Raw genomic sequence first — 17435 nt, 5'->3', positions numbered from 1 at the left:
ACAAGGGCGAGCCGCCGCCCGGCAATACGGACGGACAGGTGCCGCCCCCGCCTCCGCCGTCCGGCACGCACAGGAAATGACATCCGTGCACGAGCCGGCCTCCCCGCACCAGGCGCACGACGCGGAGATGGAACGGATCCACGGGTGGCCCGAGGGCTCCCCGTGGATCCGCCGGGCCGCCGCGGCGCTCCCCCGCGACCACTTCGCCCCTGACCGGCTGTGGCAGTGGGACGGCCGTGTGTACGTACCGGTCGACCGCGGGAGCGATCCCGGGCGGTGGACGGAACTTGTGTACGGCAGCGTGTACGAAGCGGCCGTCACTCAGATCATCGACGGCCTGGCGACCTCCAGTCTGTCCTGCGAGTCCGTCGTCGCCGACATGCTCGACTGCCTCGACGTCCGGCCCGGCCACCGCGTGCTCGAACTCGGTACGGGAACCGGCCGCAACGCGGCCCTTCTCGCCCACCGGGCGGGCCCCGGGCGCGTCGTCAGCATCGAGACCGACCCGGAGCTCGCCGAACACGCGCGACAGCGCCTGAAACAGTCCCATGTCGACGTCCATGTGGTCGTCGGGGACGGCGCTGAAGGCTGGCCCCGAAGCGCGCCCTACGACCGCGTGATCTCCACCTACGCCGTCGACACCGTCCCTTGGACATGGGTCGGGCAGGCCCGGCCGGGCGGCCGCGTCGTCACCCCCTGGGGACACCTCGGTCTCGTGGCCCTGGCCGTGGCCGACGACGCCGGATCCGCGCGCGGGTACGTCCAAGGGCTCGCGCAGTTCATGCCCGCCCGAGGAAGCTCCGGGGGCCCGCGTCGACACTTCTCGCGGGTACGCGCCGGGCGGGAACCCGAGCACGAACACCAGGCACACCTCGAACTGTCCCCTCTGCATGCGGATTGGCACCTGCGGTTCGCGTTGCGCGTCCTGCTGCCGGATGTGCACATCACCAGCACCACCGATGCCGACGGAGTCAACGTCTGGCTCAACGACAGCACATCGTCATGGGCGGCCTTCTACGCCCAGGACGACGGCACTGTCCTCGTCTGCCAGGGCGGGCCGCGCCGGTTGGCCGGAGAAGTCGAACGGGCGTGGAAGTGGTGGACGGCCGCAGGCGAACCCGGCCTGTACGACTGGGGGATGACGGCGACCCCGGAGCGCCAGTGGATGTGGGTGCGGGAGGAGACCACGTCGCTCCCGGTCTTCACCGACGGCAGCGGCCCGGCCGACGAATAGACCACCGCCGGCCAGGCAGTGGCCCGCTTCCAGGCCCGGCCGGCGGCCTGGAAGCCACCCCTCTCACCGACTACTGCGGCTTGCCCTGGCCGGTGGCCGCGAGTCGTGTGCCGAGCCATGCCCTGACGGCCTCCGCCGTCGTGTGCGCGTGCTCCTCCGTCATGCTCCAGTGGTCGCCGGGGACGTCCACGGCGATGTGCGGCACCGGCCACGACGTCCGCCGCTCCCCCACCCGCGTCCTGGGGCTGACGTGAGCCGGTGACTGCGGCGGCGGTTCCGCGGCGCGGAGCAGCAGTGTGGGGACGTCAGTCGGTTCCGGCTGCCAGCCGCGGGCGATACGGGTGTAGGCGCCGAGGACGGCCATCGACATGTCGTCCACGGCGGTGTCGAACCGCTCGCCCATCTGCCGGGAGATGCGGGCGGGCAGGGCGAGCAGCCACGGCTCGTTCTCAAGATCCGGGGTGACGTGGTAGGTGTCGATGAGGACGAGGCCGAGCGGTGGTGTGCCGGTGGCCGCGAGGCGGGCGGCCACCGCGTGCGCGGGGCAGCCTCCCATCGAGGAACCGAGGACGGCGTACGGGCGGTCGCCGAGGTGCTTGCGCACGGTGCCGGCGTGCAGGTCCACGAGGGTCCGCCAGTCCCGCGGGACGGCGTCACCGTGCCGGACGCCGGGGTGCTGGATCTCGATGACGTCCCGTTCGCCGTCGAAGGAGGCGGCCAGCGTGGCGTGCCAGGGCCTGCCGAGGGTGGGAGAGAAGCCGGGGAAGCACACGAGCGCGGGACCGGCGGTGCCTTCGGCCAGCTTGAGCGGCGCGAGCTCGTGCCGGGCGCTGTCGGCGTGGTCGAAGGCGGGCAGGGCGAGCGAGGCGGTCACCAGCAAGTGCATCGCCGACACGACGTCGCCGGTCTCGCACACGCGCCGGTAGAGGGAGGCGAGGGTCTGCGGCGGCCGTTCCGTTCCCCGCCTGGCGGAGGCTCCTTCGGGCAGGGCTTTGCCCAGCTCGTCGTCGAGGTGGCGGGCCAGCTCGGCGGCGCTGGGCCGGTCGAACACCACGGTGGCGGGCAAGGGCAGGCCGGTGAGCGCGCTGAGGCGGTTGCGCAGCAGTACCCCGGTCAAGGAGTCGAAGCCCAGCTCGGTGAAGGGATGTTCCGGCGCCACCGCGGACGCGTCGGCATGGCCGAGCACGGCGGCGACCTCCTCGCGGACGAACTCGGTCAAGGCCCGTGTCCGGTCGGACGCGGGCAACGCGGCGAGCCGTTCCCGCCACGCTCCGGCCTCGGTCCCGGGATCATCGCCCGCCCCGGCCGCACCCCCGGAACCGGCCGCCGGGCGGGCCACGCGCAACAGCCCGCGCAGGGGCGGCGGTACGGGCTGCCCGGCGGTGGCCGGCCGCCGTGAACGGTCCAGCAGCAGCGGGGCCAGCACCGGTTCGGCGCTGCCCAGCGCGGCGTCGAACATCGCCAGACCCTGGGCGGGCGGGACGGCGCGCAGCACGCCGTCCATGGCGCGGTCGGGGGCGGCGGTACGCGCTGCCATTCCCTCCCCGCCCGCCCACGGGCCCCAGGCGAGCGAGAGCGCGGGCAGGCCGAGAGCTGTGCGGTGCTGCGCGAGCGCGTCCAGGAAGGTGTTCGCGGCCGCGTAGTTGGCCTGGCCCGCGGTGCCCAGCAGTCCGGCCGCCGAGGAGAACAGCACGAAGTGCGAGAGGGGCAGACGCCTCGTCAGCTCGTGCAGATTCCAGGCGGCGTCCGCCTTCGGCCGCAGCACCGCGGCCAGCCGCCCGGGTGTCAGGGCCTCCAGCACACCGTCGTCCAGGACCCCGGCGGTGTGCACGACGGCTTTCAGCCTGTGCGCGTACGTCTCCACGACGGCGGCCAGCCGGGTGCGGTCGGCGGCATCGCACGCGATCACGTCCACGCGGGCGCCGGACTCTTCGAGCTCTGCCTGCAGCCGTCGCGCGGCGGGCGAACTGAGGCCGTGACGGCTGACAAGAACCAGGTGGCGCACCTCGTGACGGGTGACCAGGTGCCGGGCCAGCAACCCGCCGAGGGCTCCCGTGCCGCCCGTCACCAGGACCGTGCCCTCCACCGGAGAACCGCCCTGCGGGGTGTCGGCGCCGACCAGCCGGGGGACGCGCACGGCGCCTTCGACGAGGGAGAGCTGGGGTTCACCGGTGGCGACGGCGGCGCGCAGCAGGCGCAGGGAGTCGGGCCGGCCGTCGGTGTCCATGAGCGTGAGTCGCCCGGGATACTCCGCCTGCGCGGAACGCACGAGACCCCACAGCGCGGCGGCCGGCAGGTCCGGTACGGCGGTGGTGGCGCCGCGGGTCACCACGACGAGGCGCGATCCCGGCGCGGCCGGGGCGGACAGGTGGGTCCGCAGCACGGCCAGGGCACGCGCGGTCAGGGTATGGGTGTCCGCGACCGGGCCGGCCCCCGAGGAGAGGCAGGACAGGGAGATCAGGGCGCTCCCCGTTCCGGCCGGCGGCCCGGGGAGCACGGAGCGGAGACCGAGGTCGTCGGGTTCCGCCACGGACAGGAGCGGCCCGTCGCCGTCGGCCGGCACACCGACCCACCGCAGGCCGTACAGACCCGAGACCGTGCTCTCCTCCATGGCACCGAGGGATTCCGGTACGGCCCGGGTGGTCAGGGAATCCACCCGGGCCACCGGCCTCCCCGCGGGGTCGGCGAGGTCCACGGCGACCGTGTCCGGGCCAGTGGTACGTATGCGAACGCGCAGCGCCGTGGCACCCACGGCATACAGGCGCATACCGCGCCAGGCGAAGGGCATCCTGGCGGGACCGGCGGTGGGCTCGGCGAGCAGTACCGCGTGCCAGGCGGCGTCCAGCAGCGCGGGGTGAAGGCCGTACCGGCCGGCGTCGGGGCCCGCCGCCCCTGGCAGCCGCACCTCGGCGAACACTTCCTCGCGCGGCCCTCGCCAGACACCCGTGACGCCCCGGAAGGCGGGACCGTACGCGTAACCGGCGTCGGCCAAGCGCTCGTAGGCGCCCGTGAGGTCCATGGGCACGGCACCCGGAGGCGGCCATTCCGAGGTGCCGGAGACATGGTCGCCCTGCCCGGTGGCCGGGCCGAGCCGCCCGGTCGCGTGGTGCGTCCAGGTGCCCAGCGACCCCGACTCCCGCGGGCGGGAGTGAATGTCCGCGGTGCGGCGGCCGGAGGCGTCCGGCTCGCCGAGAACCACCTGCACCTGCACCCTGTCACCCGTGCCGGACAGCGGCAGCGGGGCCAGCAGCGCGAAGTCCTCGACGAACTCCAGCCCGCTCGCGTCGCCCGCGTGGAGCACCAACTCGGCGAACGCGGCGGCGGGTACGAGCGGCTGCCCGGCGATGACGTGGTCGCGCAGCCACGGCTGGGCCGCGGTGGAGAGGTGGCCGGTGCACAGCAGGCGTTCCGTGCCGGGCACGGTGGTCGTCGCGGTCAGCAGAGGATGTTCCGTGCCGGACGGTGCGGGGGCGGTGGTCTCCTCCAGCCAGTGGCGCTGTCGCTGGAAGGGGTAGGTCGGCAGGTCCAGCCGCCGGGCGCCGCTGCCCGCGTACACCCGGGTCCAGTCCACCGGCAGGCCGTGTACGTGCAACCGGCCGAGCGCGGCCAGGACCGTCTCCGCCTCCGGTGCTCCGGCCCGCGTGGTGGCCGTGAACAGCAGCCCCTCGCGCTCCCCGGCGACGCCGGCCATAGCGGCCGCCGTGAGCTGCGCGTCGGGTCCCAGCTCCGCGAAGGCGGTCACCCGCTCGTCGTTCACGAGCTGTTGCACCGCGTCCCCGAACCGTACGGTCTCGCGGGCGTGGCGCACCCAGTACGCCGCCGACCGCAGATCGTCCCCTTCGGCCCGACGGCCGGTCAGGGTCGATGCCACCGGGATGCCCGGCTCCCCGTACGTCATCCTTGAGGCGATGCGGCCGAACTCGGCGAGCATCGGTTCCATCAGCGGCGAGTGGAAGGCGTGGCCGGCCCGCAGCCGCGTGGTGCGGCGTCCGCGCCCGGTGAACCGGGCGGCGACGGCGTTTACGGCTTCCTCCTCCCCCGAGACGACGACCGACCGGGGACCGTTCACCGCCGCGATCGCCACGCGGTGCGCCAGGTCCGTCAGCTCTCGCGCCACTTCGTCCTCGGTGGCCTCCAGGGCCACCATGACGCCGTGGCCGGGGAGTTCACGCATCAGCCGCCCCCGGGCCGCGACGAGCTCCACCGCATCCGGCTCCGACAGGACGCCCGCGACGTGAGCGGCTGCCAGCTCGCCCACAGAGTGACCGGCCACGGCGTCCGGCCGCACTCCCCAGGACTCCAGCAGCCGGAACAGCGCCACTTCGTGGACGAACAGCCCCGCCTGCGCGAAGTCGGTCCTCTCCAGCAGAGCGGCGTCGCCGGTGTCCGCGTCCGCCCACAGCACGGTGCGCAGGGGCCGCTCCAGGCCGCCGGTGCCGTCGAACCGTTCGCACAGGGCGTCGAATGCGGCCGCGAACCCGGGGAAGGCCTGATGCAATTCCCGCCCCATGCCCGGCCGTTGCGCACCCTGACCCGAGAACAGCAACGCCAGCCGCCCCGCAGGCGCGCCCGGCCTCACCGCGGCTCCGGCACCCGTCGCCGCCAATGCGTCAAGAGCGCTCAGCAGCGTCTCACGGTCCCCGCCGGTCACAGCCGCCCGATGCGGGAGCGCCGCCCGGGTCGTGGCCAGGGAGAACGCGACATCCAGCGCGGACGGCCGGGACCGCTCCCGCAGCAGGGACGCCACCTGCCCGGCCCGCGCGCGCAGAGCCCGCTGATCCGCGCCCGACAGCAGCAGCGGTGGGACCGTCCTCCACGGCTTGGCCGACACCTCCGCGGCGGGCCGTTCAAGTGCCTCTTCCAGGATGACGTGCGCGTTGGTCCCGCCGATGCCGAACGCGGACACCCCGGCCCGGCGCGGGCCACCGGGCCGGGCCGGGTGCCACTCCTCCTCCCGCGTCAGGAGCCGTACGGCGCCCGACGACCAGTCCACCCGCGGCGACGGCTCCTCGCAGTGCAGGATGCGCGGCAGCCGTCCGTGACGCATCGCCAGGACCGTCTTGATGACACCGCCGATGCCTGCCGCGGCCTGGGTGTGGCCGATGTTGGACTTGAGCGCCCCGAGCCACAGCGGCCGGTCGCCGGGCCGCTCCCGCCCGTACACGGCCTGGAGCGCCTGGGCCTCGACGGGGTCGCCGAGTGCGGTACCGGTGCCGTGCGTCTCGACCGTGTCGATGTCGGCCGGGGACAGCCCGGCGGCGGCCAGGGCCCGGCGGATCACCTCCTGCTGGGCCGGGCCGTTCGGCGCGGTCAGGCCGTTGGAGGCGCCGTCGGAACCGACGGCCGAGCCCCGGAGCACGGCCAGCACCGGATGGCCGTTGCGCCGGGCATCGGAGAGGCGCTCCAGCAGGACCACCCCGGCGCCCTCGCCCCAGCCGGTGCCGTCGGCGGCGGCCGAGAACGGTTTGCACCGGCCGTCCGGCGCCAGTCCGCGCAATCTGCTGAATGCTATGAACGGCGCTACGGTGGCCATCACCGTGACACCCCCGGCCACGGCCAGCGAGCACTCGCCCGACCGCAGCGCCTGTGCCGCCGAGTGCATCGCCACCAGCGACGACGAGCACGCGGTGTCCACGGTCACGGCGGGCCCGCGCAGATCCAGGGCGTAGGCGATACGGCCCGAGGCCACGCTGCCCGCCGAGCCCAGGGCGAGATGCGCCTCCAGCTCGTGCGGTCCACGGTGCAGCAGACGGCCGGCGTAGTCGTCGTGCATCACGCCGACGAAGACGCCGGTGTCACTGCCGCGCAGGGCCGTCGGGTCGATGCCGGCCCGCTCCAGGACCTCCCAGGTGGTCTCCAGCAGGAGCCGCTGCTGCGGGTCGGTGGCCAGCGCCTCCCGCGGCGACATCCCGAAGAAGGCCGCGTCGAAGCCGGCCGCCCCGCGCAGGAATCCACCACGGCGGGTGACGGACGTGCCGAGCCGGTCGGGGTCGGGGTCGCAGAGACCGGGCAGGTCCCAGCCACGGTCGTCGGGGGCGTCCGAGGTCGCGTCGATCCCGTCGGCGACGAGCTGCCACAGCTCCTCGGGGGAGGCCACGCCGCCCGGATACCGGCAGGCCATCGCGACGACGGCCACCGGCTCCGGCGTACGCGCCCTGCCGCTGCCGGGAGCGCTGTCCGGGGCGGGGTCACCGAGCAGCGCGGTCCGCAGGAATCCCGCCACGGCGGCGGGCGTCGGGTGGTCGAACACCAAGGTGGCGGGCAGTTCCAGGCCGGTGGCCGCGCCCAGCCGGTCCCGCAGCAGCACGCCCCCGAGGGATGTGACCCCGAAGGCGGTGAAGGGCCGCCCCGGCTCCACGTCCCGCTCCGGCACGCCGCTCGCCCGCGCCGTCGCGGCGAGGACGAGACGCAGCACGGCACCGTACCGCTCCGACGGGGTCAGCGCCGAAAGGCGCCCACGCAGGGCGGACGCCGTGGCCTCGCGCGCCGCCCCGTGCCGCTCGGCCAACTGCCGGCCCAGCGCCGAGCGGTCGGTCTTGCCGGAGGGCGTACGGGGCACGGAGTCGGTCTCGTACACCTCGTCGGGCACCTTGTAGCCCGAGAGCCGCTCCCGGCACACGGCGCGCACCCGGTCGGTGTCGACGCCGAACTGCGGGTCGGCGACCACGAACGCGACCGGCACCTCGCCCAGCACGTCGTGCGGCCTGGCCACGACGGCCGCGTCCACGACGCCGGGGCAGGCGAGCAGCGCGTGCTCGACCTCGACCGGGTTGACGTTCTCGCCGCCACGGATGATCAGTTCCTTGACACGGCCGGTGACGCGCAGACCGCCGTGCCGGATGCGGCGACCGAGGTCTCCTGTGCGGTACCAGCCGTCCTTGAACGCCCGGGCGGTGTCGTCCGGGCGGCCGTGATACCCGAGCATCACGTTCGGGCCCCGGACCCAGATCTCCCCCTCGGCCCCGTCGGCGACGTCGTCGCCGCTGGAAGGATCGGTCAGCCGCACATCGACGCCGGGCACCGGCAAACCGGTGGGACCGGCGCCCCCGGAGCCGTCGAGCCGGTCGGCCGTGATCTTCCCGCATGTCTCGGTGCTGCCGTAGCCGTCGAGCAGCGGTACGCCGAGCAGCTCCTCGACGTCCGCCCGCAGCTCCGGGGGACACGGCGCGCCCGCGGTGACACACAGACGTATGCCGGCCTGCGGCCGGGAGGCGTCGCGGACCGCACTCGTGAGCAGGCGGTAGGTGGCGGGCACACCGGCGACAATGGTGAACCGCTGCCCGGCCAGCACCTGCGCCACGCTCGCACCCCGGTCGAGGAGGTACGCGCTCGCGCCCACGGCCACCACTCCCAGCAAGCACAACGAGTGGGCGTAGGCGTGGAACATCGGCAGCGGCCACAGCAACCGGTCCCGCGATTCCAGGCCCCACAGCGGGACGTAGGCCGCCGCCACGGACCACAGCGCGGTGCGCTGGCTGGAGACCACACCCTTGCTCCGCCCGGTCGTACCCGAGGTGTAGAGGATCCAGGCCGCCTCGTCCAGGCCGAGGTCGTCACGGGGCGCGCACCCCGGATCCGACCCGGCGAGCCGTTCGAAGTCGTGCGTGCCCGCGGGCGCCTCGTGCGTGCCCGCCACCAGGACCCGCGGCCGCAACCGCGGCCGAACGGCCGCCAACCGCGAGACCCGTGGCAGCAGCACCTCCTCGGTGACCACCGCGACCGCCCCGCAGTCGTCGAGGAAGTACGCGAGCTCGGCGTCCGCGGCGCCGGAATCGAGCGGGACGCCCACCGCTCCGGCCCGCAGCACCGCGAGGAAACTCTCCGCCGCCTCCACCCGGTTGCCCAGCAGCAGCGCGACCCGGTCGCCCCTCCGTACTCCCAGCCGCACCAAGTGGCCCGCCAGACGACTGGTCCGCTCCTCCAACTCCCTGTACGTGACGCCACGGCGCGCGTCCTGGAAGGCGGTCTTCCCTCCCACTCGCGCCGCGCGCTCCTTCAGCACGCCGGGCAACGCACGGATCAACTCGTCGCGGATCTCCGTCATCCCCACCCCTTCGGCCACCGGACGAAAGAGCCTGCTCCGCGAAACCCTCGTCGAGAGCGGGATGTTGACTCACGGCACTCCCCCGGCAATACGCCAACAGGCTACCGGCACCCATGTTCCAGGCCCGCTGCGACAGCTCTGCCCATCCTCATGAACGCAGGGAAAACGGGACGTGTACGGATCGACCGACCAGGGGACTATGGCCCCGGGGCCGGGTCCGCCGCTGCCCGGCGGATGGATGACGGCCGGTAGGAGGTCCTGAAGGATGGACGCACAGCCGCTCACCCCGCCCGAGGTGGCAGGGGAGAGGAACGGCGTGATCACCACACACGCCGGCGCACCGCGGCTCGTCGTGCGAATCTGCCCGTACTCCGGCATGTCCGCCGGGGACGAGGTGCACCTGCGCTGGGACACCGGAGTCCTGCGCACCTCACTGGTCGACACCCGGCTCGTCACCGCCCCCGCGGTGGGCGCGAGCGCGCTCTTCCACATGCCCTGGCCCACGCCCGGCAGAGTCAGGGTCAGTTACGTCGTCGGCCACACCGACGGCCGGTGGAGCGTCTCCGGCCATACGACCGTCACCATCACGGCATGACGTGGAGCGGAGCCCCGTCCCGGGGCGGTCCGGAGAACTGACGTAAGGGATCGCAGCTGTTCGCCCGGCCCTGGCCTCTGCCGGGGTGCCGTCCGTCGGGCTCTTGGCTCGCCGGTGAGCCGAAGGCAGGAGGCGATCGCCGTGCACGTGCAGCCTGTCCTTGTCACCGGCGGCGGAGCAGGCAGGGCCGGACGAACGGTCCTCGACCGGTTGCGTGCGGAGGGCTTGCCGGTCCGGGCCCTCACAACGCCGCACGCACGACCTCCAGCGGATGCCAGGCCCTTCGCCCCGTCCCGTGCAGGATCTGCTGGCGGCACGAGGTTCCCGTGGCCACGATGACCGTGTCGTCGGGCTGGGCCTCCACCGCGGGGAAGAGCCGGTCCGCTCCCACGGTCATGGAGAGTTCGTAGTGCTCCGACTCGTAGCCGAAGGAGCCCGCCATGCCGCAGCAGCCCGCGTCCGGCTCGACGACCTCGGCGCCGGGGACGGCTCGGAGCAGGGCGACGGTGGCCGCCGTGCCGACCTCGGCCTTCTGGTGGCAGTGGCCGTGGTAGAGGAAGCGGCGGCCGGCAGGCCAGGAGTCGGCGCGCAGCCGGAGCCGGCCGTCGGTGACCGCGTCGAGGAGCAACTCCTCGATCTGGCGGACCCGTCCGGCGAGGTCCTTGATCACGGGGTCGTCCGGGTGCATGGCCCGGTGTTCGTCCCGCAGGGTCATCAGACAGGAGGGTTCGCAGCCGACGACCGGTGAACCGGGGGGCGAGGAGGCCGAGATGCGGTGGGCGAGAGTGCGGGCCTGGCTCTTGGCGACGTCGGCCAGGCCCTTCGAAAGGGCGGCGCGCCCGCAGCAGCCACCGCTCTCAAGGCGCACCTCCCAGCCGCAGTGTTCCAGCAGTTCGACGGCGGCGCGCCCGATGTCCGGCTCGGTGTAGGTGGTGAAGGAGTCGGCCAGGAAAGTGAGCTGGCCCAGTGGCGCGAGCTGGACCGTGCGGTTGCGCCGCCGGGACCAGCGGGCGAGGTTCCGGCGGGCGAAGACGGGCAACGGCCGGTGCGGGGTGATGCCCAGGGTCCGGTCGAGCAGGGTGCGCAGGAGGGGGATCCGGCCGGGAAGGTTGGACAGGGGCGCGGTGGCTGAGCCGAGCCGGTTGAGGGTGCGCGCGCCCGCGAAGACGCGGGAGCGGGCCGGGACACCGTGCAGGTCGTGGTGGTGGGCGAGGGCCTCGGCCTTGAGGGTGGCCATGTCGACGCCGAGCGGGCATTCGCTCTTGCACGCCTTGCACATCAGGCACAGGTCCAGGATCTCGTGGAGGCGTTCGTCGCCCAGGGCGCGGTGGGCGTCGGGGGACGAGAGCGCCTTGACCAAGGCCCCGGCGCGGCCGCGCGTGGAGTCGTGCTCCTCGCGGGTGGCCATGTAGGACGGGCACATGGTGCCGGTGCCGGACTTACGGCAGGCGCCGATGTTCATGCAGCGGTCGGCGGCGCCCCGCATGCCGCCCACGACGGAGAAGGAGAGGTGGGTGCGCAGTTGTGGGGCGGGGCCGAGGGCGGCGTCGCGCAGGTGGTCGGTCATGGCGGGGGCGTCGACGATCTTGCCGGGGTTGAGCCGGTTGTCGGGGTCGAAGAGGCTTTTGACCTCGCGCATGGCCTCGTAGAGGCGGGGGCCGAAGAGCTCCCGGTTGAACTCGCTGCGGGCCAGGCCGTCCCCGTGTTCGCTGGAGTTGACGCCGCCGTACTCGGTGACCAGGTCCTTGATCTCCTCGGCGACGGCGCGCATGGTGCGGACCTGTGCGGGGTCGGCGAGGTCGACGAAGGGCCGGATGTGCAGGCAGCCGACGGAGCAGTGTCCGTAGAAGCCGGCGGTGAGGCCGTGCCGGTCGAGGACGGCGCGGAAGCGCCGGGTGTACGCGGCGAGGTGGGCGGGGTGGACGGCGGTGTCCTCGACGAAGGCCAGGGGTCGGCGGGTGCCTTCGCCCGCGGACATGAGCAGGCCGAGTCCGGCCTTGCGGACCTTGAGGAGTGCGGCCTGCCGGTCGGGGGTGGTGGCGTGCAGTGTGTGGTAGCCGTGGCCGTGGCGGGCCCACAGGGCGGTGAGTTCGTGGAGGCGGGTGCGGAGTTCGTCCTCGTCGTCTCCGGCGAAGGCGACGAAGAGCAGGGCGCCGGGATCGCCTTCGAGTACGGTGCCCAGCGAGGCGTATTCGATCTTCTGCCGGGAGAGGTCGAGGATGGTGCGGTCCAGGAGTTCGACGGTGGCCGGGCCGCAGGCCAGGGCGTCCTCGGTGGCCTCGACGGCGGCGGCGACCGAGGTGAAGTGCCCGACGGCCATGGTGGTTCGGGCGGGGGCGGGTACGAGGGCGACCTCGGCGCGGGTGGTGAGGGCGAGGGTGCCTTCGGACCCGACGACGAGGTGTGCGGGGTTGAAGGGGGAGCTGTCGGCGAGGCGGTCGAGGCGGTAGCCGCAGGCGCGCCGCCAGAAGGCGGGGAAGTCTTCGGCGATCGCCCGGGAGTTGGTGGTGAGGAGGTGCGGCAGGTCGCGGTGGATGCGGCCGTCGAGGGTCGGCAGGGCGGCGCGGCGGGCGCGTTCCTGCTCGGTGACGGGGGCGAGGCGCGTGCTGGTCGCGTCGGAGAGGACGACGTCCAGGGCGCGGACGTGGTCGATGGTCATGCCGTGGCGCAGGGAGCCGCTGCCGGCGGAGTTGTTGCCGATCATGCCGCCGATGGTGGCCCGGTCGCTGGTGGAGGTGTCGGGGCCGAACATCAGCCCGTGCGCGGCGGCGGCCCGGTTCAGCTGGTCCTGGACGACTCCGGGTTCCACCACGGCGGTGCGGGCCGTGGGGTCGAGGTCGACGATGCGGTGCATGTGGCGGGAGAGGTCGAGGACGAGGCCGGGGCCGACGGTCTGCCCGGCGAGGCTGGTGCCCGCACCGCGGGCCGTGACGGACACGCCGTGTTCGGCGGCCGCGGCGACGGCGGAGCGTACGTCGTCGGCATGCCGGGGGAAGGCGACGCCGAGCGGGGTGATGGCGTACATGCTGGCGTCGCGGGAGTACAGGTGCCGGGTGTAGTCGTCGAAGCGGGCCTCGCCGTCGAGGTCGCGGTGGAGCCGGCGGGCGAGGCCGTCGGCCGTGCCGCTTCGGGGAGTCGATGACACGGACGTCTCCCTTCAGGGGGCGCGGAGCAGGTCGAGGGCGGCGTCGAGTCCGCGCGGGTCGAGGGGGACACCGGCGAGCTGGAGGCCCATCTGCACGCCGGCGAGGGTACCGGCGAGCGTGAGGTCGCCGAGCCGGCCGAGGTGTCCGATGCGCAGGACACGTCCGGAGAGTCTGCCCAGGCCTGCGCCCAGCGACATGCCGAACCTGTCCAGGATGATCGCGCGGACCCGGTCGGCGTCGTGGTCCCCGGGCAGGACGACGGCGGTGAGGGTGGCGGAGTGCTCGCGTTCGTCGGCGCACAGCACTTCGAGCCCCCAGCCGCGTACGGCGGCCCGGGTGGCGGCGCCGTGGCGGGCGTGCCGGGCGAAGACCTGCGGCAGGCCCTCGGTGTGGAGCAGGCGCAGGGCTTCTTCCAGTCCGTGAAGGAGGTTGGTGGCGGGGGTGCTGGGGAAGTGGCCGTGGCGGTTGGCCTCGATGACGGGCCGCCAGTCCCAGTAGGACTTGGGCAGCCGGGCGGTGCGCGCGGCGTCGAGTGCCTTGGGACCGACGGCGTTGAAGCCCAGTCCGGGCGGGAGCATGAGGCCCTTCTGCGAGCCGGCCACCGTGACGTCGACGCCCCAGGCGTCGTGGTGGTAGTCGGTCGAGGCGAGCGAGGAGACGACGTCGACGAGCAGCAGCGCGGGGTGGCCCGCGTCGTCGAGGGCCCGCCGGAGCTCGGGGATGCGGCTGGTGACTCCGGTGGAGGTCTCGTTGTGCACGACGCACACCGCTTTGATCAACCGGTCGGTGTCGGCGTCCAGTTCGTCGCGTACGGCGTCCGGGTCGGCGCCGTGCCGCCAGTCACCGGGCAGGAAGACCACGTCGAGGCCGAGGGAGCGGGCCATCCGCTGCCAGAGGGTGGCGAAATGGCCGGTCTCGCAGAAGAGCACGCGGTCGCCGGGGCTGAGGGTGTTGACCAGGGCGGCCTCCCAGGCACCGGTGCCGGAGGCGGGGTGGATCACGATGGGGCCGTCGGTGCCGAACACCGGCTTGAGGCCGTCGAGCAGCCGCAGGGTGAGCGCGGCGAACTCCGGCCCGCGGTGGTCGATCGTCGGTGCCGCGATGGCGCGCAGCACCTGGTCGGGGACGTTGGTGGGGCCGGGGATCTGGAGGAAGTGCTGTCCGATGCGGGAGGCCAAGACGATCAACTCCCCAAGGATTGTGCCGTGTTACGGCACGCCGTACCGTGATGAGGCATGCCGGAGCGTAGGCACGGGGAGCGGAAGGAGTCAATGGATGCAGAACGTCCTCAACGCGCTGCGGACGCTGGAGGAGGTCGCCGCCCGCCAGCCGGCCGGCGTCGCCGAGCTGGCCCGGGCACTGGACCTGCCGAAGAGCTCCGTACAGCGCGCACTGGTCACGCTCCACGACGCCGGCTGGATCCGGCCCGCCGGCGATTCGGTCACCCGTTGGGCGATCACCACGAAGGCGCTGCGGGTGGGCCGGAGCGCCACCGGCGAACTGGGGCTGCGGGACGTGGCCCTCCCGGTGCTGGAAGAGCTGCGCCGACGCACCGACGAGACGGTCCACCTGACGGTGCCGGAGGGCGGCCAGCTCGTGCTGATCGAGCGGCTGGAGACGTCCCAGCCGGTGCGTATCGTCCTGCCGTTGGGGCAGCACCTGCCGCTGCACGCCTCCTCGAACGGCAAGGCCGTACTCGCCGCGAGCCCCCAGGAGACGGTCGAGCGCTACCTCGCGGAGGGCCTGCCCCGCTACACCGGCACCACGATCACCGATCCGGAACGGCTGCGGGCGGAGCTGACCGTCGTCCGGGCGCGGGGCTACGCGGCCAACGGCGGCGAGTGGCGTGCGGACGTCTCGGCGGTCGCGGCGGCGGTGGTCGCCGGATCCGGGCTGCCGGTGGCCGGCATCAGCGTCAACGTCCCCACGAGCCGGATGAGCGAGGCCTCGCGGACGGCGTTCGGCGCGCTGGTCGCGGAGGCGGCGAAGACGCTGAGTGCCGCGCTGAAGGATCGCTGACGGCGAGGCGCAGTCCGTCGCTCCCGCGCGCCGGGGCTCTTGACGGCGGAACACCGGCGACGCATCCTGCCGACTACAGAAACCACCCTTCCGCATGGCGGAACTATCGCGTGGCTCACGTCACTTCGGCCCCGCTCGCCCCGTGGGTCACCTCTGCTCGGACGGCCACGCCGCGCCCCTTCGGCACACCGGAGAAAGCGAGACGCGTCCGTGTTCCGACAAGTCACCGACCCCCTCGGGCATCCGGCCCTCACCGCACTCCTCGCCGCCCTCCCCCTGCTGGTGCTCCTGACCCTCCTCGGGGTCCTGCGCACCGCCTCCCACCGCGCCGCCCTCGGCGGTCTCGCCACAGCCGCCCTGATCGCCGCCACCGTCTATCGCATGCCACTCCCCCAGGTCGCCGACGGCGCGGCCGAAGGCGCGGCCTTCGGACTCTTCCCCATCGTCTGGATCGTCCTCAACGCCGTGTGGATCAACCGGCTGCAGCGCGTCGGCGGCCACTTCGACATCGTCGGCAGGACCTTCTCCTCGCTCTCCGGCGACCCGCGCGTCCAGGCGATCCTCATCGCCTACTGCTTCGGCGCCATGGTCGAGTCCCTCTCCGGATTCGGCACCCCGATCGCCATCACCTCCCTGCTGCTGCTCACCCTCGGACTGAGCCCGCTGAAGGCGGCGACGGTCGCCACGTTCGCCAACACCGCGCCCGCCGCCTTCGGTTCGGTCGGCAACCCGATCCAGGCGCTGGCCAAAGTGACCGCCTACCCCACGCACGACCTCGGCGCCATGGTCGGCCGGCAGTCCGCCGTCATCGCGGCGCTCGTGCCGTTCGTCCTGCTGCTCATGCTCGACGGCCGCAGGGGCCTCCGGGAGGCATGGCCCGCGGCGTTGACCGCCGGGGTGGGCTTCGGAGCGGGACAGTTCCTGTGCTCGAACTACTTCGCCTACCAACTCACCGACATCGTCGCGGCCCTCACCTCGACGGCCGCGCTGATCGTGCTCCTGCGGGTGTGGCGGCCACGGAAGCTCTCCCCCACAGCGGTCCCGGCAGCGGCCGTGGCGGCCGGACCAGTGACCGGAAGCACTGGGGAAACGGGCGCGGTGGAAGCGGTGGAATCCGACACACGCCCCGACCGCCCCCTGGAGGTCGCCCGGGCCTTCTCCCCGTACGCGCTCCTGATCGTCCTGTTCGCCCTGACCTCCTACCACGGCCCCGTACAGCGCCTCCTCGCGTCCCAGGACGTGACCTTCTCCTGGCCCGGCCTCGGGGTCCTCGGCACCGACGGGCGCCCGGTCACCGTCACCGTCTTCGACTTCGGCTGGCTGGGCGCTTCCGGCACCCTGCTGCTGATCGCCGGGGGCCTGACCGCCGCCATCCTGCGGGTACCGGCCGGCCAGGCCGTGCGCTGCTACGCGCAGACGCTGTACGGGCTGCGCCGGGCCGCGCTCACCATCGCGTGCGTGCTCGCCCTGTCCTACGTCATGAACCTCTCGGGCATGGCCGTCTCGCTGGGCACCTGGCTGGCCGGCCTCGGCCGCGCGTTCGCCCTGCTCTCCGGCTTCCTCGGCTGGTTCGGCGTGGCGCTGACCGGTTCGGACACCTCCTCCAACGCCCTGTTCGGCGCCATGCAGACGTCCGCCGCCCGGCAAGCGGGCCTCTCCCCTCTGCTCATGGCCGCCACCAACAGCACCGGCGGCGTCCAGGGCAAGGCCGCCGCCATGCAGAACCTGGTGATCGCCGCCGGCGCGCTGGGCATCTCAGGACGCGAGGGCGAGATCCTCCGCAAGGTGATCGGCTGGAGCCTGGGCGTACTGGCCGCGCTGTGCCTGCTCGCGTGGTTGCAGTCCACGTCGGTCCTGGGCTGGATGGTGCCGGGCGGCTGAACGGCCACCAGGACCGTGCTCGGCCCGCCGCGCGCGGGAGTTGACGCCACGGCGGAGCCGGGCACGTCCCCCGTCCCCCGAGTTCCTACCTCTTGGCGTAATCGCCGTAGCCCTGCCAGTCGATGACGACACACGGTTCGTCACCGAGGACCCAGGCATCGTGACCGGGCGGGCAGACCATCAGGTCCCCCGGCCCGAACTCGCTCTCCTCACCGTCGTCCATGACGACCTTCATGCGGCCGGTGACGAAGTACGCGACATGCGGGGCCTGGCAGCTGTCGGTCCCGGCGATCGGCTTGACGTGCTTGGACCACTGCCAGCCAGGCTCGAATGTCGCCCGGCCCACCGGGCCGGACTCGGAGTTGATGACCTGGAGCTTCCCTTTGCCCTCTTCGAACGGCCGCGTTTCGTCGGGGCTGTCGAAGCTCACCCGGACCAGACCAGACATGGCGCCTCCAGTGCGGTGTCAGGGGTCAGCAGACTCGATTTTAGTCGCAGAAGGTGACTCTCACCAGG

The 17435-nt window shown here is 73.3% G+C and carries 8 protein-coding genes; 4 read left to right on the top strand and 4 right to left on the bottom strand.

Annotation, left to right across the window (positions count from 1 at the left end; genetic code table 11):
• Window positions 1-76: 76 nt before the first annotated feature.
• On the top strand, window positions 77-1234 hold the full coding sequence (locus AB0435_RS13655) for a methyltransferase domain-containing protein (protein ID WP_366427031.1): 1158 nt from the start codon (window positions 77-79) through the stop codon (window positions 1232-1234).
• 70 nt (window positions 1235-1304) lie between these two features.
• On the opposite strand, the gene AB0435_RS13650 is transcribed toward AB0435_RS13655, so the two are convergent.
• The gene (locus AB0435_RS13650) at window positions 1305-9278 is read right to left on the bottom strand and encodes a type I polyketide synthase (protein WP_366427030.1); all 7974 of its coding nucleotides are present in this window, start codon (window positions 9276-9278) and stop codon (window positions 1305-1307) included.
• A gap of 265 nt (window positions 9279-9543) precedes the next feature.
• Here AB0435_RS13650 and AB0435_RS13645 point away from each other — a divergent pair, with 265 nt between their 5' ends.
• On the top strand, window positions 9544-9873 hold the full coding sequence (locus AB0435_RS13645) for a hypothetical protein (protein WP_366427029.1): 330 nt from the start codon (window positions 9544-9546) through the stop codon (window positions 9871-9873).
• A gap of 241 nt (window positions 9874-10114) precedes the next feature.
• Here AB0435_RS13645 and AB0435_RS13640 read toward each other — a convergent pair whose 3' ends face one another.
• Window positions 10115-13018, bottom strand: coding sequence for an FAD-linked oxidase C-terminal domain-containing protein (locus tag AB0435_RS13640; RefSeq protein ID WP_366427028.1), 2904 nt, complete (start codon window positions 13016-13018; stop codon window positions 10115-10117).
• A 12-nt stretch (window positions 13019-13030) separates the two neighbouring features.
• Window positions 13031-14206, bottom strand: a complete 1176-nt coding sequence (locus tag AB0435_RS13635) for an aminotransferase class V-fold PLP-dependent enzyme (protein WP_366002899.1) — start codon at window positions 14204-14206, stop codon at window positions 13031-13033.
• Between the two features lie 88 nt (window positions 14207-14294).
• On the opposite strand from AB0435_RS13635, the gene AB0435_RS13630 reads away from it, so the two are divergent.
• Together AB0435_RS13630 and AB0435_RS13625 are read left to right on the top strand one after the other, a co-directional pair.
• Complete coding sequence (locus AB0435_RS13630) at window positions 14295-15038, top strand: IclR family transcriptional regulator (protein ID WP_366427027.1); 744 nt, start codon at window positions 14295-14297, stop codon at window positions 15036-15038.
• Window positions 15039-15248: 210 nt separating this feature from the next.
• Window positions 15249-16919 carry an L-lactate permease gene (locus AB0435_RS13625; protein ID WP_366427026.1) on the top strand — a complete coding sequence of 557 codons (1671 nt, stop codon included), beginning with the start codon at window positions 15249-15251 and terminating at the stop codon, window positions 16917-16919.
• Between the two features lie 85 nt (window positions 16920-17004).
• Here AB0435_RS13625 and AB0435_RS13620 read toward each other — a convergent pair whose 3' ends face one another.
• A complete protein-coding gene (locus AB0435_RS13620) occupies window positions 17005-17367 on the bottom strand; it encodes a cupin domain-containing protein (protein ID WP_366002902.1) in 363 nt (120 codons plus the stop codon).
• Window positions 17368-17435: the final 68 nt, after the last annotated feature.

The sequence above is a fragment of the Streptomyces sp. NPDC051173 genome (genome assembly GCF_040689515.1).
Classification (GTDB): domain Bacteria; phylum Actinomycetota; class Actinomycetes; order Streptomycetales; family Streptomycetaceae; genus Streptomyces.
The sequence above is the reverse complement of the archived record's forward strand: the minus strand, read 5'-3'. Positions and strand labels throughout refer to the sequence as shown.

Coding starts and splice junctions, on each gene's coding strand:
- AB0435_RS13620 (WP_366002902.1), bottom strand. CDS start 17,367: ATGTCTGGTCTGGTCCGGGTGAGCTTCGACAGCCCCGACGAAACGCGG.
- AB0435_RS13630 (WP_366427027.1), top strand. CDS start 14,295: ATGCAGAACGTCCTCAACGCGCTGCGGACGCTGGAGGAGGTCGCCGCC.
- AB0435_RS13655 (WP_366427031.1), top strand. CDS start 77: ATGACATCCGTGCACGAGCCGGCCTCCCCGCACCAGGCGCACGACGCG.
- AB0435_RS13645 (WP_366427029.1), top strand. CDS start 9,544: ATGGACGCACAGCCGCTCACCCCGCCCGAGGTGGCAGGGGAGAGGAAC.
- AB0435_RS13650 (WP_366427030.1), bottom strand. CDS start 9,278: ATGACGGAGATCCGCGACGAGTTGATCCGTGCGTTGCCCGGCGTGCTG.